Source organism: Streptomyces sp. NPDC030165 (genome assembly GCF_055573595.1).
Genome location: NZ_JBVIBD010000009.1, coordinates 69622 through 87424, shown reverse-complemented (window position 1 = coordinate 87424; position 17803 = coordinate 69622). Strand labels below are relative to the sequence as shown.

Here is a 17803-nt window from a genome sequence, read left to right as displayed (position 1 = left end):
GTCAAAGACTTGAGGTCAGGCTGGGGACGCCTGGTGTGCGCAGCTGTCGGCCAGGAGCGTCGCCCGTCGGACCGTCGCGGGGGAGGCGGCAAGCAGCGGCATCCGGACGGCCGGGCTGGGAATGCGCTTCTGAGCGTGCAAAACTCCCTTGAGCACTGTCGGGTTGGGTTCGGCGAAGAGAGCGGCGGAAAACCGGGCCAGCTCGGCTCCGAGCTCGCGGGCGGGTACACCGGAGCCACACCGCCACAACGCGATCAGCTCGGCATAGTCGGCTGTACGCACATTGGCCGACGCGATGATCCCACCGTGGGCGCCTGCCGCGAGGAGCGGCGAGATGACGACGTCGTCGCCGCCGAGCACGGCGAAGCCGGGCGGGGGACAGCCGACCAACTCCATCGTGGTCGCGTCGATCGCACCGGTCGCGTGCTTGATCCCGACGACCCCTGACAGGCGGCTGAGGGCCACGATCGTGTCGACGCCGAGCGTCTGTCCCGTGCGGTAGGGGATGTCGTACACGACGAGCGGAACGCCGCCGTGTTCGGACAGGGCGGAGAAGTGCGCGATCGTCCCCGCTTCGCCGGGCCGGGTGTAGGGCGGCGCGGGCACCAGCGCCGCGGCCACGTCACCGGTGTCCGCCAGCTCGCGCAGCGACTCGATGGCGGCAGCGGTGTCATTGGTGCCCACCCCGACGATCAGTGCAGCGCCGTGCGCCCGGCAGACGGTCGAGCAGACGCGCACCACGGTCCGCTTCTCCTCCGGGGTCAACGTGGCGGGTTCCCCCGTGGTGCCGAGGGCGACGAGCCCGGCGGCGCCGGCCGACAGCGCTTCTTCGGCAAGTCGGGCCAGTGCATCGGGGGCCACGCGCAGGTCATCGGTGAACGGAGTCACCAGGGGAACGTAAAGGCCGTTGAAAATCGGGTCGGGCTTCATGGGTCAACCCTGGCCCACACCAACCAGGTAGATCCATCTCTGATTTCTTCCCCCATGCCTAAGCTGAGCTTATGATTGATGTTCGTCGTCTCTACCTGCTCCGTGAGCTGGACCGGCGGGGCACGATCGCAGCCGTGGCCGGGGCGCTGTCCTTCACCGCATCCGCCGTCTCCCAGCAACTGGGTGTGCTGGAACGGGAGGCAGGCGTCGCCTTGCTGGAACGCAGCGGAAGGCGTGTGATCCTGACACCCGCGGGGCGGACCCTCGTCGAGCATGCCGACGCCGTGCTGGAACGCCTTGAGCTCGCGGTCGCCGAGCTGGCAAGCGCGCGGGACGGCATCGGTGGGCCGCTGCGTATCGGGACCTTTCCTTCCGGCGGTCACACCATCGTGCCCGCCGCGTTGGCCGAGCTGGCGCATCGGCATCCCGCGCTGGAACCGATGGTGCAAGAGATCGATTCCGCCCGCGTCTCGGACGGCCTGCGAGCCGGCGAACTCGACGTGGCGCTGGTCCACGACTACGACTTCGTACCGGCGTCCCCGGACACCACCGTGGACGAGGTACCCCTGTTGGAAGAGCCGATGTATCTGGTAAGCAATGCGGAGGCCGAGAACGGCAGCGACAGCAACACACTTGCGGAATTGCTCGGACCCTATGCCGACGGTCCGTGGATAACCGCACGGGACGGTACGACCGGTCACGCGATGGCCGTACGTGCCTGCCAGGCGGCCGGGTTCCAGCCCAGGATCCGTCACCAGGTCAACGATTTCCGCACAGTGCTGGCCCTGGCCGCCGCTGGGCAAGGAGCCGGGCTGGTACCGGAAATGGCCACTGAACCAAGCCTGCCGAGCGCGGTGTTGACCAGGTTGCCACTGTTCCGCCGTACGAAGGTCGCCTTTCGCGCGGGCGGTGGTACCCACCCGGCCATCGCTGCTTTCGTGACCGCGGCCAGAACGGCGGTAAAAGCTCCTGACGCACCATGGGACGCAGGCGGCGCCAGCAGATGAGTGAGCAGGCGAGTATCAGGAATGCCCCGCGGATGCCGTCGTGGGTCTTCAGCGGACGCGCAGGCGGCCGAACCAGTGCAGCAGCGCGATGGTCTGCTCGGGGCGCCGGCCCCGGTACGGCTCGGGCATGAGCGATGACGAGTGGGCTCTGGTACGGGATCTGCCGCCGGTTCCGGGTTGGCCGGCGGCCGGAGGGGCACTGCCACCGGCGGATGAGCGACGCGACGCGCTACCTCGCCGACAACGGCATCAAGTGGCGGACGCTGCCCGCCGACGTCCCGCCGTGGGGCCGGGTCTACGTCTTCTTCCGTCGCCAGGCGCGACCATGCTCTGGTCAAGGAGTTCCATGACCGGTTGCGCGGCCGGGTACGCGAGAAGCTGGGCCGGGACGCGGAGCCGACGACCGGCGTGATCGACTCGCGGTCCGTCAAGGCGGACGCCGTCGTCGGCGCCGACAGTCGCGGCTTCGACGGCGGCAAGCTGATCAACGGCCGAGAGCGGCACGTCGTGGTCGACGCCGTCGGCCTGCTACTGGGCGTCATGGTCACGGGCGCGGGTGTCGGCGACCGCGCCGCCGCCCAGGGCCTGCTGCGCCGAGCCGCCGACGCTCACCACCGCCTCGCCCTCATCGGGGCCGACGACGGCTGCACCGGCGGCCTCGTCGAATACTGCCTGGCTCCCGGTCAACGGCCGGGGCCAGCCGTCCGGCGGAGTGGCGGAGGGGGGTTCGGGTGCGGCGGGCGTCAATCATCAGATGCAGGACAAGGGCCTGGAGCGCCGGGCACTTTGGCTAAGCGTATCTATTCGGATACTCTACGTAGTCGTGCGCTCTGGTGTCACACTCTCGGAGTCGGGATGGCGTGCAGACCTCCGGTTGCCGGCGTGTCTCTGGGCGAGGCCACGAACGTTGGGCAGTTGCTGGTACGGGCGGCCCGGGCGACGCCGGAGCATGGTGTGCGTTACTGCCGTCCGGAGTCGCCGGACGAGACCGACGATCTCTCCTATCCCCGCCTGCTGGACGAGGTCCTGCGCCTCTTGTCCGAACTGCGGCGACGCGGTGCGCAACCCGGCCGGGTGGTGGCACTCCTGCTGGAGCGGCCGGAGGAGTTCCTCCCCGCCTTCTGGGCGTGCCTGCTCGGCGGCCTGACCGTATGTCCTCTGGTGCCGCTGCGCCGTGACCCCGTGCGATGGGCCGCTCAGCTGGCCCATGTTCATACTCTGCTCGACCAGCCGATCGTCGTGACGACGGGCGGGCTCCGGGAAGAGATGCCGCAGGTGGACGGCCTGACGGTGGTCGTCCCGGAAACCGGGGCCACCGGCAGCAGTTCGGCCGCGATCCACCCCGCGCGGCCCCAGGACGTGGCTCTGCTGGTGCTGACCTCCGGTTCCACCGGCGACGCCAAGGCCGTCAGACTCACGCACGCCAACGTGCTGGCGTCGATGAAGGCCAAGGCCGAGACGCAAGGACTGACGTCTGAGGACGTCACGCTGAACTGGATCTCGTACGACCACGTGGCCGCGCTGCTCGAAGCCCACCTGCTGCCGGTGTCCGTAGGCGCCACCCAACTGCATGCCGTGCCGGAGGCGATCGTCGCGGAGCCGCTGCGCCTGCTGCGGCTCGTCGAGGCACACCGAGTGACGATGACCTTCGCGCCGAACTTCCTGCTGGGACTGGTCAACAGGGAGCTGACGCGGCTGCCGGCGGACGTGCGCCTGGACCTCTCCAGTCTCCGGGTGATCATCTCTGGTGGCGAGGCGAACCCGGTCGCCACCGGCAAAGCCTTCCTGAACGCGCTGGCGCCGCACGGCCTCGTCGGCACCGCTCTGTGGCCGGCCTTCGGGATGACCGAAACGTGCTCGGGCAGCATCTACAACCGGTCCTTCCCGGAAGCCGACCTGGGCGCGGAGTTCGCCGCCGTGGGCGAGCCCGTGCCCGGTCTGAGCGTCCGCGTCGTGGGCGCCGACGACATTCCGGTGCCGGAGGGGCAGACGGGCGATGTGCACCTGCGGTGGCCTCGTGATCACCAGTGGTTACCACAACAACGCCCGGGCGACACAGACGGCCATGACGGCCGACGGATGGCTGCGCACCGGGGATCTCGGCGTGATCCGTGACGGCAGAGTCACCCTGGCCGGGCGCAGCAAGGACAGCATCATCGTCAACGGCGTCACTTACTACAGCCACGACGTGGAGTCGGGCCCTCGCCCTCGCGGCGCTCGCCACCGTGTCGGGCCGCCTCGTCGCGGCGAAAGGGCCGAGACTGCCTCTGGTGCTGGCCGGCACACTGCAGACGATCGGCACCCTGCTGTTCCTGCGGCTCGATGCCCACACCCCGCTCTGGTACCTCACGATTGCTTACGTCGTCTTCGGCGCCGGGGCCGGGCTGGTGTCCGGCCCGGCCACCCACACGGCCGTTTCGGGGATGCCGGCCGATCAAGCGGGCGTGGCCGGGGCACTCACCTCGACCGGCCGCCAATTCGGCACGGCTGCCGGCGTCGCCGTAACGGGATCAATCCTCGCCGCAGCCGCCGATGGCGGCTTCGTAGCCGCGGGCCACACCGTCTGGACCGTCCTCGCCGGCTGCGGCGCCGCCGTACTGTTCGCCGGCCTCGCCTCGACCAGCCGATGGGCAGAGGACACCGCACAGCGCAACGGCGACAAGCTCACCCGTTTCCAGGGGCAGGAGGACCAGGCGTGATGGTCGGAGGAGATCGCCGCGCTCGGGACGGGTGCCCTGGACGTGTCGGAGATACCGCCGCGGCGGCCGGCGGAGCTGTCGCGCTACGGGGGTGGACGGGAAGGCGACGCCACCGCGCAGGCACGGGGAAGCGCGGCGCCTGGCGACGCTGCCGGCCACCACGGTGTACCGGATGGCGCGGGTGGTAGACGACGCGCCGGGCCTCTGGATCTGCTGGGCGCAACGAAGCTGCCGGCCTGCGCGGAGCGGGAGAGCGCGATGGAGAAGTGGAAGACCCTGCCGCGGGTCGAGGGGGCGTCGGCGAAGCCGGCGACCGCGTTCCAGGTCGTGTTCAACACTGATCCCTGACCACTGACCAGCATGTACTCCACCGCGTTGAGTCCACTTCGACCTCGCGGTACTGCTCATGACCCGGGCCGGATCGCCACCGGTCTCGCGGTGATGCCGGCTGATGGCGGCGGGACGATCGCGGATCTGGCCGTGCTGCGCGACGACATCGGTACGGCTGTCGATCGGCGTGGCCACCAGGGGCCGGACTCGCCGCGTACAGCCGGTTCGGGGCGGTCCGGGCACGGCCGGGCCGGCACTGGCCCTTTGCGAACCGCACCCCGAGCGGGAATGCCGGGTGGGCGAGGAGGTCGGGTAGGACCGTGCCGACTTCCAAGGAGACAAAGGACACAGCGGAACGTTCAGGATGAGGCCGTACACACCGAGTAGGTGACGATGACGCCGTACCCCCCCGAGTACCGGCCGAATCGGCGCCCATGCAGGCTGTGAACGTTGCCTCCGGGTCCGCGCGCCCCCGTCCTGGGCGTCTGGGACTGTGAGGTTCGGCCTGCTGCTCATGACGGCGCCGGACGACAGCGTCATCACTGCCCGTTAGGCGGGTCAGGGGGCGGTCCGGGCCTCCTGGCGGATCGGGGTGCCGGCGCGGTGCAGGCTCGTGAGGACCTGCCGGTAGGAGGCGAACAGGCCGGTCTCCAGGTAGTCGATGCCCGCCTCCTGGCAGTACCGGCGGACGATGGGCTGCGCCTTGCGCAGGTGCGGGCTGGGCATGTTCGGGAACAGGTGGTGTTCGATCTGGTAGTTCAGGCCGCCCAGTGCGATGTCGGTGAACCAACCTCCGCGTACGTTGCGGGAGGTGAGAACCTGACGCCGCAGGAAGTCGGGACGCTCGGGGCCGCGCAGGGTCGGCATGCCCTTGTGGTTGGGAGCGAAGATGGAGCCCAGGTAGACGCCGAACAAGCACTGGTGAACCGCCAGGAAGGCCACCGCCATACCGGGCGGGAGCACCACGAACAACGCCGTCAGGTAGAGCGCGAAGTGACCGAACAGCAGCGTGCCTTCCAGGCCCCGGCGCTTGAGTGAACGGTTGGCCAGTGCCCTGACACCGGCCACGTGCAGGTTGAACGCCTCCAGGAGGATCAGCGGGAAGAACAGGAACGCCTGGGCGCGGCCGAGCAGCCGGGGGAGCCCGGTGGCGGCGCGTGCCTGGGCCTGGGACCAGACCAGCAGGTCCGGGACGACGTCCGGGTCCAGCTCTTCATGATTGGGGTTGGCATGGTGGCGGGTGTGCTTGTCCTGCCACCAGCCGTAGCCCATGCCGATGCCCAGGTTCGCAGCCCCCCGGCCAGAGCGTTCACTGGCCCGGCGCAGCCGGAACACCTGGCGGTGGGCCACATCGTGGGTGACCAGGGCGACCTGGCCGAAGACGAGGGCCAGGAACGCGGCCACGGCCAGACTCCACCAGCTGTCGCCGACCAGGGCGAAAGCGGCCCAACCGATCACGTACAGCGCGGCCACCGAGGCGACCCGCACCGCATAGTAGGCCGGCCGCCGTTCCAGCAGGCCGGCCTCCGCGATCTTCTTGGAGAGCCGGGCGAAGTCACTGCCGCCCTTGTGCTGGGGCGGCGGCAGAACCGGGTGTAGCGGGATGTCAGAACTCATACAGCCAATCTCGCCGGCCCCGACGGGCCGGCTGCGCTCACGGAATACGACAGGGCCGGATGCTGCCCATGGCGCGATGCCACAGTGGACAGGCGGCGGACCGTACGGACGTGCGGCAGATGCACCGGCAGCCGGGCACCACGCTGCGCGAGCTTTGTGAACTCGTGGAAAGAATGGTGGGCTTTGGGATGCTTGGCCCTCCCTCCGGGCGGATCCTCACGCGGCCGGGGGCTGGGGCATCTGCATCCACCATAACCCTCCCAGCCCTCCTTGAACAGACGCGACTCCGGCCAAGCACTTACCCACGGCAAGGGGGCAGGGGAAGGACCGGGCGTACGGTCACCTTGCCGGATGGGAGGAAGAGTGGAGGGCGGGTGGACAACCGCCGGCCCACCGCACATCTCCGGGAGGCACCCCCGTGCGGTCCCGACGGTCGCGGTTCTCCCGGTAATCCTGGTACTCCCCGTGTGGCCCCGGCCCCCGCGTAGGCCGCCAACGCGTCGGCCGTAGTGGAGGATTCCGTAGAGCAGCACGGCCGCGGCCACCCACCAGAGAGGCTGGAGGAAGCCGAAGCCGACCAGGGCGATGAAGACGAGAAGAAGCAAAACGGGCAGGACGCCCTCCACAGGGACACACGTGCTCTTGACCGTTTGAGGCCGTGGTACGTGCGGTAGTCGTTCGCGTGGTCGCGAACGGTGTCTCCGTGTCTCCACCGCGACCGTACGGTGTCCGTGCTCCTCCGGGCTTTACAGGGGTGTCGCGGAACAGGTCACCTGGTGGCGTCGACCGTGTGGCTGAGCAGTGGGGCCCGGGTGTGGCGCAGGACGTGCCGGGCAGGTGGATGCCGTCCGACGGGAGCTGCCCGGCTTCGACGATCCGGTCGGCTTCCACGAGGGTGGTGCGGCCGGCGCCCGCGCACAGCGGGTTGATGTCGGCGGCGGCGTGGAAGACGCAGTTGCCGTGCCGGTCGGCGATCGCCGCGCGGATCAGGGCGAAGTCGGTCGTGATCGCCTCTTCGAGCAGGCAACGGCGCCCGCTGAAGGTGCGGGCCTCCTTGGGCGGCGAGGCCAGGAGCACGGTGCCGTCGGGCGCGTAGCGCCAGGGCAGTCCGCCTTTCTCCAACTGGGGTCCGATTCCGGCAGGAGTGTAGAAGGCGGAGGTGCCGGCCTAGGGCGCTTCCGATGGATCTCCGTGGCCTCGCGACGCCCGGCACGCACCCTCGCCGCACGGCGCGAAGGGACAGGTGGCTCCGCCACATGACCCTTCACACCGCACCCCGAGCGCACGCACCGAACGCCGCTCGGTGCCCTCCACGGAGATCCATCAGAAACGCCCTAGCCGGCGCGCAGGCATTCGGCGAGCGTGCCCTGGGGGATGAGTTCGACTTCGAGTTCGCCGGCGAGGTAGCGGCGGGCGAACTCCTTGTTCTCGCCGACGTAGGAGGAAGTCATGCGGCTGATGCGGTCGGCGGCCAGGAGCCGGCCCAGGCCGCAGTCGTCCACACCGCAGTCGTCCACACCGCAGTCGTCCACGCCGCAGTCGTCCACGCCGCAGTTGTCGGACACCACCTGCAGCCCGGATGCGCCGGCGTGCAGCAGAGCGGTGATGAGGGTGGTGGGGATGCCGCACAGTCCGAAGCCGCCGACGGCGAGGGTGGCGCCGTCGGGTAGGTCGGCGACCGCGAGATCGGCCGAGGCCAGCACCTTGTCCATGTACGTCTCCCAGTTTCCGCCGCCCAGAGGGCGAGAGGTTGGCGCTGTCCTGACCACCCTCACGGAACCGGGAGCCGTACGGTACAGGTGCCGTGCACACTGATCGCAATGGCACGGGGTGGCCCGCCTGCACAACGTCGCGGTGCCTGGTACCCGGCCGGCCGGTCAACCGCTCAGCCGGTGCAGGCGCAGCGCGAGGTGCAGCTCCAAGGCGCGGTCGGGCCGGTTCCAGTCGGGACCGAGGAGGGTCTGGATGCGGTCCAGGCGCTGGACGACGGTGTTGACGTGGACGTGAAGAGCGTCCTTGGCACGGGTCAGGACACCGCCGGAGTCGAAGTAGGCGTTCAGGGTGCCCACGAGCTCGGTGCCGCGTTCGGCGTCGTAGGCGAGCAGCGGGCCGAGGGTGGCGTCGACGAAGTGGCGGGTGTCGCGTTCCTCCCCCAGGAGCACGCCGAGGAAGCCCAGTTCGGCGGTGGTTGCGCCCTGCCCGGTGCGGCCCAGCACCCGTAGCGCGCGGACGGTGCGTACAGCTTCGGCGTGGGCGGCGGCCACGCACCGCGGGCCGCTGGCGGGTCCTGCGGCCGCCACGGTGACGGGGGCGGTGACAAGGGTCGTCAGACGCTGTGCCACGGTCCGGGCGACAGCTCCCGGATCGTTGTCGGCGGTGCCCGGCGGCGTGTCGTGGCCGGGTGCCTCGACGGGCCACAGCAGGACGAGGGCCCCGTGGTGCTCGGCTCCGGTGCAGCCGGCGCGCCAGGTGCGCAGATGCGGTATCCAGCCGGTGAGGCGGTCGCGGACGTGTTGTTCGGCGTCGGCGACGAGCACCAGGTACGGGTGGGCGAGGTCGATGCCCAGGTGACGGCCGCGCTCAAGGACGGCCTGCTCGTCCTGGCCGGGGGAATCGAGCAGGTCGGTGATGAAGTTGCCGCGCAGCCGGTTCTCGGTTTCGGCGACGGTACGGCGCAGGAGCAGTAGCAGCGCGGTGACGAGGGCGGCACGTTCGAAGAGCCGGCGTTCGGCGTCGTCCAGGGCGCGGTCGTCATGGAGGACGAGGGTGGCCAGCGGTTTCGGCCCGGCCAGGACAGCGCACACCCACTGGCCGGCAAGGTGGACCGCTCGGCCGGTGGCGCGCGACTGCTGGAAGGCTTCGTGCAACTGCCGCTCGCCCATCGCTTCGTCGGGGCGGTGCGCGCTGTCGTGGGTGCCGGTATGGGCCAGGAGGGTGCCGTGCGGGTCGTGGAGGCTGATCGGTGCGGTGAGCAGAGCAGCCAGCGCGGCGGCGACCTCGACGAGGTCACCGCCGCGCAGGACCAGATCGGTGAGCCGGTCATGGGCCTGTTCGGCGCGGCGCAGGGCGGCGGACTGGCGCTCGACGGTGGTGTTGGCCTCTTTCAGTTCCCGCAGGGCGCGGCGCATGTCGGTGACGGTAGCGGCGTTGTCGATGGCGATGGCGGCGTGGGCGGCCAGCGAGCACAGCAAGGCGATCTCGTCCTGGCTGAAGGAACGGGGAGCGCGGTCGGCCGCGAACAGCACGCCGATGACCTTGCCTGTGCTGCCCTTGCGCGAGCCGAGCAGCAGAGGAACGCCGAGGATGGCCAGGAGCCCCTCGTCCAGGACGCCGGCGTCGATGGTGGAGGTGTGGTGGAAGCGGGGGTCGGCGCGGTAGTCGGCGGTGGCGTAGGGGCTGGCGGATTCGGCGACCAGCCCGCCCAGTCCTTCTCCCAGGCCGAGCCGCAGCTGCTGGAACAGCGGCGAGACGGAGCCGTCGGTGACCCTCATGTAAGTGTCGCCGGCTTCTTCGTCGGGCAGGGTCAGATAGGCGGTGTCGGTGCCCAGCAGACCGCGGGCGCGGCGCACGATGGCCTGGAGCACGGTGTCGAGATCGGTCGACGCGGCCAGGTCCCCGGCCGTGTCGAACAGCGCGGACAGTTCCCGCTCACGGCGCCTGCGCTGCTGGAGGACCGTGGCGATGCGCAAGGCGGTCGCCGCGGCCCGTTCCACCTCTTCCCGTTCGTCCGCCCCCAGGTCCTGGGCGCGGGCCCGGGTGACGACCGCGCCGACCTGCTCGATGTCTCCGCCGGATTCCAGCACGTCCAGCAGCTGGCGCAGATATCCGGCACCGGTGACGGGGCGGGGGCGGGAGGTCGGCATGGGCTCACCCTTCTCGTACGGACCGCGAGCCGGACGTCACCCTACGGCGCACACCGGCCCGCGTTTCCCGAGCGCCGACGAGCGGCTTCAGGAAGCCGCCGTGCTCGGCAACTCCTTGGGGCCGCCGCCGCAGGGCGACGCCTCGCCGGACGGGATGTCGTCCGCCTCGGCCAGGTCCCGGCCCTGGGTCTCGCGGGCGGCCAGTACGGCGACGGAGGTGACGGTCGCGGCCACGGTGACGTACAGGGCGACCGGGGCGGCGCTGTGGTAGGCGCCGACCAGAGCGGTGGCGATCAGCGGAGCGGGGGCGCCGGCGGCGACGGCGGACAACTGTGCGCCGATGGAGGCGCCGGAGTAGCGCACCCGGGTGGCGAACAGTTCGGAGAAGAACGCCGCCTGCGGGGCGTACATGGCGGAATGGAAGACGAGGCCGACGGCGACCCCCAGGGTCAGGGCGGCGGGGGAGCGGGTGTCGGCCAGGGCGAAGAACCCCCAGATCCAGGCGCCGGTGCCCACCGAGCCGGCGAGGTAGACGGGCTTGCGGCCCAGCCGGTCGGACAGGGCTCCGAAGAGGGGGATGAGCGTGAACTGGAGGGCCGAGCCGATGAGCACGGCGTTCAGGGCCGTGCTCTCGGGCATGCCCAGGTGCCCCACGCTGTAGGCGAGGATGAAGGCGGTGAGGATGTAATAGGAGATGTTCTCCGCGATGCGGGCGCCCATGGCGACCAGGATGTCCTTGCCGTGCCGGCGCACCACCTCCACCGCGGGCAGCCGAGGCGGGGCGCCTTCCTCGGCGCCGCGTGCCTCGGCCTTGGCCAAGGCCTGCTGGAACACCGGGGACTCATGCACGCTCAGCCTGATCCACATGCCGAGGGCGACCAGGACGGCCGAGAGTAGGAAGGCCACCCGCCAGCCCCACGCGGCGAAGGCGGCCGGGGTGGTGACGGAGGTCAGTACGGACAGGACGCCGACGGCCAGCAGGTTGCCGGCTGGCGCGCCGCTTTGCGGCCAAGAGGCCCAGAACCCTCGGCGGCGGGCGTCACCGTGTTCGGAGACGAGCAGCACCGCCCCGCCCCACTCCCCGCCCAGCGCGAAGCCCTGGATCAGCCGCAGTACGGTGAGAAGGACCGGAGCGGCGATCCCGATGGTGGCGTACCCGGGAACCAGACCGATGGCCACGGTGGCGCCGCCCATCAGCATCAGACTGGTGACCAGAAGTTTCTTCCGGCCGATCCGGTCGCCGAAGTGACCGAAGACGATGGCTCCGACCGGGCGGGCGAAGAACCCGATGGCATACGTCATGAAGGCCAGCAGCGTGCCGGTCAGCGGATCGGAGGCGGGGAAGAACACGTCGCCGAAGACCAGGGCGGCGGCCGAGCCGTAGAGGAAGTAGTCGTACCACTCGACGGTGGTGCCGATGAGGCTGGCGGCCACGATCCGCTTGAGCCGTGGCGGTGCGGTGGGAGCTGGAGAAGACACGCTGATCACCTCGTGTGCGGATTTCCGTGAGTGGGGTGCGCGGTTGACGGACCCGCCCGGCGCCCCGGCGTGCTCGCCGCTGGGCGGGGCCGGTCAGGAGGCGGTCCAGCCGCCGTCCAGAACGAGGTCGCTGCCCGTGACGTACGAGGTGTGCGGGCCGCACAGCCACAGCACGGCCTGGGCGACTTCGTCGGCTTCGATCAGCCGCTTGAGAGCGGGGCGCTCCAGGAGGACCTGGTCGAGCACCTCGGAAGGCGCGATGTCGTGGGCCCGGGCCTGCTGTGCGATCTGACGCTCCACCAGTGGAGTACGCACGTAGCCGGGCGCGATGCAGTTGCTCGTCACCCCGTGCTCGGCGCCTTCGAGCGCGACGACCTTGCTCAGACCCTGCAGGGCGTGCTTGGCGGTGACGTAGGCGCACTTGTAAGGACTGGCCCGCAACCCGTGCACCGAGGAGATGTTGACCACCCGTCCCCAGCCGCGTGCGTACATGTGGGGCAGTGTGCGGTGCAGGATCCGGAAGGGTGCCTCGACCATGACCCGCTGCATCAGGGCGAAGCGTGCGGGGTCCAGCTCGGTCACGGCGGCCACGTACTGCAGTCCCGCGTTGTTGACCACGATGTCCGCATCGGCCGGCAGCGCGTCCACGGCCACCGGGTCGGACAGGTCGGCGCGGTGTGCGCTGCCGCCGACCAGGGCGGCGACCTTCTCCGCCTCCTCACCGTCGATGTCGACGACCCGGACGAGTGCGCCCTGCCCGGCCAGGGCCAGCGCACACGCCTTGCCGATGCCGCCGGCGGCACCGGTGACCAGTGCTGTACGGCCGTCCAGCCGCTCCTGTGGGCCGGGCAGCGGGAGGGGACGCGTCTCGGTGCCGGGTGCGGCTCCGGGCTCCGGCGCATTCGGGCTTGTCATGCGGTCACCGTAGGAGCCGGACCCCGCCGTCCCTATGGTGGCGAAGCACATGAAGAGCGGGGGAGATGTGGCCGGGGCGGCCATGCCATCGGCCTGCGCGGATCGAACGGGCCCGGGCGCGGAACATCGTTGGGTCTGTGGACTGGGACAACGCGGGCGGGCCATGTGCCCCGGCCCGTTGTTGTGTGGTGCGGCACCATAGGCCCGCATTTCGGCCAGGCGTAACGTCCTCGCACCGCAGCCCGTCCGGAACACGCCCTTTCCGCGCGCCCCAGGAGCCGCACTCCGGCCGGGCATCCGCCCCGTTCAGCGAGGGAGCTGATGATGTTCTCCTCTTCCCCCACCGCTGCTCACCGCGCAGGAGCGCGGCACATGGCCGTGCTGTGCGCTGTGCTCCTGCTCGCTGCCGTCGCGAGCCTTGCCGCCGGGGCCCGTCCGGCGGTCGCCCGGCCGGCCGCTGCGCAAGCCGGATTGCGGCAGGTCACCGGCTTCGGCAGCAACCCGGGCAACCTGTCGATGTATCTGTACGTGCCCGACAACCTGCCGGCCAACGCCCCGCTGGTGGTCGCGCTGCACGGCTGCACGCAGAACGCCACCGATTACTACACCCACTCCGGCTGGGCCCAGCTGGCCGACCGGTGGCGCTTCGCCGTGGTCTTCCCCCAGACCTCGGCAGCCAACCAGGCTCTGTCGTGCTTCCAGTGGTTCGACGCGGCCAAGAGCGCCCGTGGCCAGGGTGAGGCCGCCTCCGTCCGGCAGATGGTCGCCAAGGCCGTCACCGACCAGCGCTCCGATCCGTCCCGCGTCCACGTCACCGGGCTGTCGGCCGGTGGTGGCATGACGGCCAACCTGCTGGCCGCCTATCCCGACGTCTTCGCCGGCGGCGCGGTCAACTCGGGCCTGCCCGCCGGCTGCGCCACCAGCCTCGCCGGCGCGAGCACCTGCCAGTACACCGCGCAAAACCTCACCCCCGCCCAGTGGGGTGCCAAGGTCCGTGCCGCTCACCCCGGCTACCGAGGCCCCTGGCCGCGGGTGGCCATCTGGCAGGGTACCGCCGACACCACCGTCATCCCGGCCAACGGCACCAAGCTGCGCGATCAGTGGACCGATGTTCACGGTGTCGGTCAGAGCCCCACCGCCACCCGCAGGCTGCCCGCCGGTACCACCCAGACCCTCTACGGCGACACCGCCAGGCCTCCCGTCGCCCTGTACTCCATTCAGTCCATGCGCCACGGACTGGCCGTCGATCCCGGAACCGGCGGTACCCAGTGCGGCAGGACCGGCGCCTACTTCCTCGACACCATCTGCTCCAGCTACTACACCGGCCTGTTCTGGGAACTGGACAAGGCCGGGGACCGGCCCGGGCGACGCGGGTGACCGTTCCCTGCCCTCCCGCCCGGCTCACCGCCGGGAACGTCCCGCCATCACCCCGCGCGGGATCCAGGCCGACGGCGCCACTTCGTACGTCCTGACCCGCGACGGTACGGAGCTGTCTGGTGCCCAGGGGCAGGCCGTACACCGACGCCCCGGTCACCGGAGCCCGGTCGCGCCTGTCGCCCCTTCCTCACACCCGCCGCTTCGACAGCCGAGGGCTGTCGAAGCGGCGGGCGCTTCACCACCCCGACCGTCCCGCCATGCCACGGAGCACACCCATCGTTCCGGTCCTGCTCGGCCAGGCGGTTCAACGGCCGCCCCGCGAGCGCCGGTTCATGCCGCTCGGTCTGGACTTCTTGGAGTTGCGTGGCCAACTTCTCGGCGAGGGTGCCCAGTGCACTCCGACGGGCGGTGATCCACTGCCGCTCCTGCATCACCCACGCCCTCCCGCGTTCTCACGGCGTGCCGACCTGTCATTCCAACTGCCGCCGCCCAGACAGGGCTCGGCGGGTGGAGGAGCCAGCAGCTCCAGAGCCGCCAGGCACACCGACCGCAGCCACAAGCAGCACTGAACCGCGCCTTCCCTGTCCTGGTCCGGCGACGCGCACGTTCCGCCCCTCCCACGGACCGGGACGCGGAGCCCCGGTATGCGGCCTTGCCGCGGTCCAACCCCTTGGGCCGCCCTGTTCACACGAACGAAGGGGAAGCCCGCACCTTTGTCCTCGCCTCTCCGCGTTCCGCTACGCTCACGCTGATGCCCACATACCCAGTGGGGACACGTCCGTCCTCGTGCGGGCGGGCGCCCGGTGGCGGACGACGCGGCCTGCCGCGGCTTTCCACCGGGCCCTGTGCCGCCGTGACGGGCGGTGACCAGGGTGGGCGCGAGCTGCCAGGCCCTTCCGCCCGGCCGGACGGGAGGGCAGTATGAGCACCGTTGTCGGGGAAAGAGACCGGCTGGCCGCGGTGGCCCGCTACGGGATCATCGACACCCCCGCCGAGCCGTCCTTCGACCGCATCGCCTCGCTGGCGGCCCGCTGGTTCGACACGCCCATCGCCACCGTGACGATCGTCGACGCGCACCGTATGTGGTTCAAGGCATCCCGCGGCCTGGAAGGGGTCACCCAGGTCCCACGGAGCCCGGGCCTGGCGGACATGGCACTGCGGGCCGAGGGCCCCTACGTCGTGTCCGACACGCGGTGTGATCCGGCAGCGTCCCTCCACCCCCTGGTGACCGGGCCGCCGGGCGTGCGGTTCTACGCCGCCGCCCCGCTGATCACGCACGAGGGCTACCGGCTGGGCACCGTGGACGTATGGGACACCCGCCCCCGCCACGCCGACGCCGAGCAGCTGGCGGCACTGCAGGACCTGGCCGCCGTGGTCATGGACGAACTGGAGGAACGCCACCGCGCGGTGTCGACGGTGCACGCCGAGCGCCGCCGTCGAAAACGGGCCGAGGCGGAATCGGCCGAAAGCGAGCTGCTGGCCGCGACACTGCAACGCATGCTCGCCCCGCCGCAGATGCCTGCCGTGCCCGGGCTGGAACTGGCCAGCCACCTGCGCACCGTCGGCCCCCGGCAGATCGGCGGCGACTTCTACGACGTGTTCGCCCTGCCCGGTGGCCGGTGGGCGTTCGTGATGGGGGATGTGTGCGGCAAGGGCGCCGAGGCGGCGTCGCTGACCGCGCTGATCCGTTACACGGTGCGCGCCCAAGCACTGCACGATCCGGCTCCTGTGGCCGTGCTGAGCGCCTTGAACCGGATTTTGCTGTCGGCGCCCGCGGAGGGCCGGCCGGGTTTCTGCACCGCGATGTACGGCCTGCTGGAGCGCGAACCCGCGAGCGGGCCGGAGGCCGAGCGGGGCTTTGGCCTGGTTCTCGGCAGCGGCGGACATCCGTGCGCCTACCTGCTGCGGGCCGGTGGCGCAGTCGAAAGTGTCCGCCCGGTGGGCGGCATGCTCGTCGGGGCGCTGGCGGAGGCCACCTTCGCCGAGCGCGGCGCCCGCCTGGGGCCTGGCGATGCGCTGCTGCTGTACACCGACGGGCTGACCGAGGCCCGCTCCGCCGACGGAAGCCTGTTCGGCGAGGACGGCCTGGCAGGATTCCTCGCCGCACACACCGGGCGCGGTGCCGCCGCCCTGACCGAGGCGATCACCGCGCTGCTCGACGACCTGGGCTCCGCGGTATGCGACGACGTCGCCGTGGTGGCACTGGCCGTGCCGACCACCGGGTCCTGCGACGGCACCAGGGGCGTGCCGGGCCCCCGGCAGGCGGAGTTCAGCAGCGAAGGGCAGGCACATGGCTGATACGGACCTGACGGTGCGCAGCATGCGCCAGGTGGGCGACTGGACGGTGGCCGCCGTCGCCGGCGACATCGACTTCACCAGCGCCGACACCCTCTACACCCAGGGCCACCAGCTGCTCGTGAACGGTCCCGGGTGCCTGCTCCTGGACTTCTCCGCAGTCACTTTCTGCGACTCCTCCGGAATCAGCGCCCTGATCGGCCTGATGCGCGAGGCCAGGCTGCACCACGGCACTCTGGCCCTGGCCGGCGCCCCCGACCGCGTCGGACGGGCCCTGCACCAGATCGGGCTGCACCACTTCATCCCCGTCTACCCCGACATCGACGCGGCGCTGACCGCCTCGCCCGACGCCTCGGACAGCGGCGGCTAACAGGCGAAGTAGCAGCGCACGGTGGTGCCCTGCTCACCGGTGTGCAACCGGACGAGGTCGGCGACCAGGTGGACCAGCAGCAGCCCGCGCCCGCCGGGCTGCGCCCGGTCAGCGGGGCGCCGTCCGGCCAGTTGGTCATCCAGTTGACCGCGGTCACGGACCTCGCACACCACCTGCCGGTCCTCAACCCAGACTCGCAGGGTTCCCGAACCGCCGCCGTGCACGACACTGTTGGTGGTCAGTTCGGCCACCGCCAGCGCCACATCCTCCAACCGCGCTGCGTCCACACCCAGTTCCTCCGCGCGCCGAACCGCGGATTTTCGCACCGCGGGCAGCTCGTGCGCGGTGAACGCGGTCGCCACGACGCTGTGCGGAGGCGTAAGCGGTTCGTTGTAGCGGGTGATGATGGCGTCGGGGTCATAGGCGGGGCTGGCCCGCTGGTGATCCTGGTCGATGACGTGGGGGTGGGTGGCGTAGGCGTCGGCGAGCACGGTGGCATCGAGGCGGGCCGCGTCGTAGGGGCACAGGATGGTGACCGGGCGACCGCGGAACGCCGCGTTGATCAGTGCTTCGTGCTGGGCGCAGGCCGGGTACTCGGCGGCCGAGCGGCCCGGCCAGATCGGCTCACCGATGATCCGGACCCGCCCGGTCGGCTGGGCATCGGCGAAAGCCCGCAGCACCCCCGGGATGATGCGGCCCGGGTTGCGCCCGGCCTGCGTCATGTCGATGAAGCGCACCGCAGCGGCATGCCGGCCCAGTTCCCGCTTGAGCAGTGCCAGCCGGGCACCGGGGACGGCAACAGCCACCGGCTCTCCGGCCTGCAGGCCGCCGAGGATGAACGGCACCGTGCCCGCCGCATACTGCTGGTCATCGCGGTAGAAGAGAGCGGGGTGCGCAAACGGTCCGGCAGGTGCGGCCATG

The 17803-nt window shown here is 70.9% G+C and carries 14 protein-coding genes and 5 pseudogenes; 10 read left to right on the top strand and 9 right to left on the bottom strand.

The annotated features are described in order from the left end of the window. Positions 1 to 15: 15 nt before the first annotated feature. Positions 16 to 930 (bottom strand): 4-hydroxy-tetrahydrodipicolinate synthase family protein, encoded by a 915-nt coding sequence (locus ACZ4Z1_RS18720; protein ID WP_468487682.1) that lies wholly within the window; start codon positions 928 to 930, stop codon positions 16 to 18. Between the two features lie 71 nt (positions 931 to 1001). Here ACZ4Z1_RS18720 and ACZ4Z1_RS18715 point away from each other — a divergent pair, with 71 nt between their 5' ends. The 3 genes and pseudogenes from ACZ4Z1_RS18715 to ACZ4Z1_RS18705 all read left to right on the top strand — a co-directional run. Then, positions 1002 to 1937, top strand: a complete 936-nt coding sequence (locus tag ACZ4Z1_RS18715; protein WP_468487681.1) for a LysR family transcriptional regulator — start codon at positions 1002 to 1004, stop codon at positions 1935 to 1937. Positions 1938 to 2071: 134 nt separating this feature from the next. Next, complete coding sequence (locus ACZ4Z1_RS18710; protein ID WP_468487680.1) at positions 2072 to 2287, top strand: transposase; 216 nt, start codon at positions 2072 to 2074, stop codon at positions 2285 to 2287. Positions 2288 to 2345: 58 nt separating this feature from the next. Then, positions 2346 to 2528: pseudogene (locus ACZ4Z1_RS18705) on the top strand (transposase); the annotation flags it as partial. Here the strand turns inward: ACZ4Z1_RS18705 and ACZ4Z1_RS18700 are convergent. After that, on the bottom strand, positions 2466 to 2624 hold the full coding sequence (locus ACZ4Z1_RS18700) for a hypothetical protein (RefSeq protein ID WP_468487890.1): 159 nt from the start codon (positions 2622 to 2624) through the stop codon (positions 2466 to 2468). The pseudogene ACZ4Z1_RS18705 and the gene ACZ4Z1_RS18700 sit on opposite strands and share 63 nt — an antisense overlap. A gap of 195 nt (positions 2625 to 2819) precedes the next feature. On the opposite strand from ACZ4Z1_RS18700, the gene ACZ4Z1_RS18695 reads away from it, so the two are divergent. The 4 genes and pseudogenes from ACZ4Z1_RS18695 to ACZ4Z1_RS18680 all read left to right on the top strand — a co-directional run. Further along, positions 2820 to 4052: an AMP-binding protein gene (locus tag ACZ4Z1_RS18695; protein WP_468487881.1), complete on the top strand. Its 1233-nt coding sequence runs from the start codon at positions 2820 to 2822 to the stop codon at positions 4050 to 4052. A 155-nt stretch (positions 4053 to 4207) separates the two neighbouring features. Then, positions 4208 to 4636 (top strand): hypothetical protein, encoded by a 429-nt coding sequence (locus tag ACZ4Z1_RS18690; RefSeq protein ID WP_468487679.1) that lies wholly within the window; start codon positions 4208 to 4210, stop codon positions 4634 to 4636. A 6-nt stretch (positions 4637 to 4642) separates the two neighbouring features. Then, a pseudogene (locus tag ACZ4Z1_RS18685) lies at positions 4643 to 4975 on the top strand (Tn3 family transposase); the annotation flags it as partial. A gap of 12 nt (positions 4976 to 4987) precedes the next feature. Continuing rightward, positions 4988 to 5131, top strand: a pseudogene (locus ACZ4Z1_RS18680) (IS1380 family transposase); the annotation flags it as partial. Between the two features lie 393 nt (positions 5132 to 5524). Here ACZ4Z1_RS18680 and ACZ4Z1_RS18675 read toward each other — a convergent pair. The 6 genes and pseudogenes from ACZ4Z1_RS18675 to ACZ4Z1_RS18650 form a co-directional block, all read right to left on the bottom strand. Then, positions 5525 to 6583: a fatty acid desaturase family protein gene (locus ACZ4Z1_RS18675; RefSeq protein WP_468487678.1), complete on the bottom strand. Its 1059-nt coding sequence runs from the start codon at positions 6581 to 6583 to the stop codon at positions 5525 to 5527. 828 nt (positions 6584 to 7411) lie between these two features. Continuing rightward, positions 7412 to 7750, bottom strand: a pseudogene (locus ACZ4Z1_RS18670) (CoA-transferase); the annotation flags it as partial. 98 nt (positions 7751 to 7848) lie between these two features. Beyond that, positions 7849 to 8295, bottom strand: a pseudogene (locus tag ACZ4Z1_RS18665) (CoA transferase subunit A); the annotation flags it as partial. A 165-nt stretch (positions 8296 to 8460) separates the two neighbouring features. After that, positions 8461 to 10446, bottom strand: coding sequence for a helix-turn-helix domain-containing protein (locus ACZ4Z1_RS18660; RefSeq protein ID WP_468487677.1), 1986 nt, complete (start codon positions 10444 to 10446; stop codon positions 8461 to 8463). An 87-nt stretch (positions 10447 to 10533) separates the two neighbouring features. Continuing rightward, positions 10534 to 11931, bottom strand: coding sequence for an MFS transporter (locus ACZ4Z1_RS18655; RefSeq protein ID WP_468487880.1), 1398 nt, complete (start codon positions 11929 to 11931; stop codon positions 10534 to 10536). An 87-nt stretch (positions 11932 to 12018) separates the two neighbouring features. Continuing rightward, the gene (locus tag ACZ4Z1_RS18650) at positions 12019 to 12840 is read right to left on the bottom strand and encodes an SDR family oxidoreductase (protein WP_468487676.1); all 822 of its coding nucleotides are present in this window, start codon (positions 12838 to 12840) and stop codon (positions 12019 to 12021) included. A gap of 372 nt (positions 12841 to 13212) precedes the next feature. On the opposite strand from ACZ4Z1_RS18650, the gene ACZ4Z1_RS18645 reads away from it, so the two are divergent. From ACZ4Z1_RS18645 to ACZ4Z1_RS18635, 3 genes are all read left to right on the top strand, one after another. After that, on the top strand, positions 13213 to 14217 hold the full coding sequence (locus ACZ4Z1_RS18645) for an extracellular catalytic domain type 1 short-chain-length polyhydroxyalkanoate depolymerase (protein ID WP_468487675.1): 1005 nt from the start codon (positions 13213 to 13215) through the stop codon (positions 14215 to 14217). A gap of 921 nt (positions 14218 to 15138) precedes the next feature. Then, complete coding sequence (locus tag ACZ4Z1_RS18640; RefSeq protein WP_468487674.1) at positions 15139 to 16515, top strand: PP2C family protein-serine/threonine phosphatase; 1377 nt, start codon at positions 15139 to 15141, stop codon at positions 16513 to 16515. Then, positions 16508 to 16882 carry an STAS domain-containing protein gene (locus ACZ4Z1_RS18635; protein ID WP_468487673.1) on the top strand — a complete coding sequence of 125 codons (375 nt, stop codon included), beginning with the start codon at positions 16508 to 16510 and terminating at the stop codon, positions 16880 to 16882. Before ACZ4Z1_RS18640 ends, ACZ4Z1_RS18635 begins: the two co-directional genes overlap by 8 nt. Here ACZ4Z1_RS18635 and ACZ4Z1_RS18630 read toward each other — a convergent pair. Further along, a complete protein-coding gene (locus ACZ4Z1_RS18630) occupies positions 16879 to 17802 on the bottom strand; it encodes an anti-sigma factor RsbA family regulatory protein (RefSeq protein ID WP_468487672.1) in 924 nt (307 codons plus the stop codon). The genes ACZ4Z1_RS18635 and ACZ4Z1_RS18630 overlap by 4 nt on opposite strands. Position 17803 lies beyond the last annotated feature (1 nt).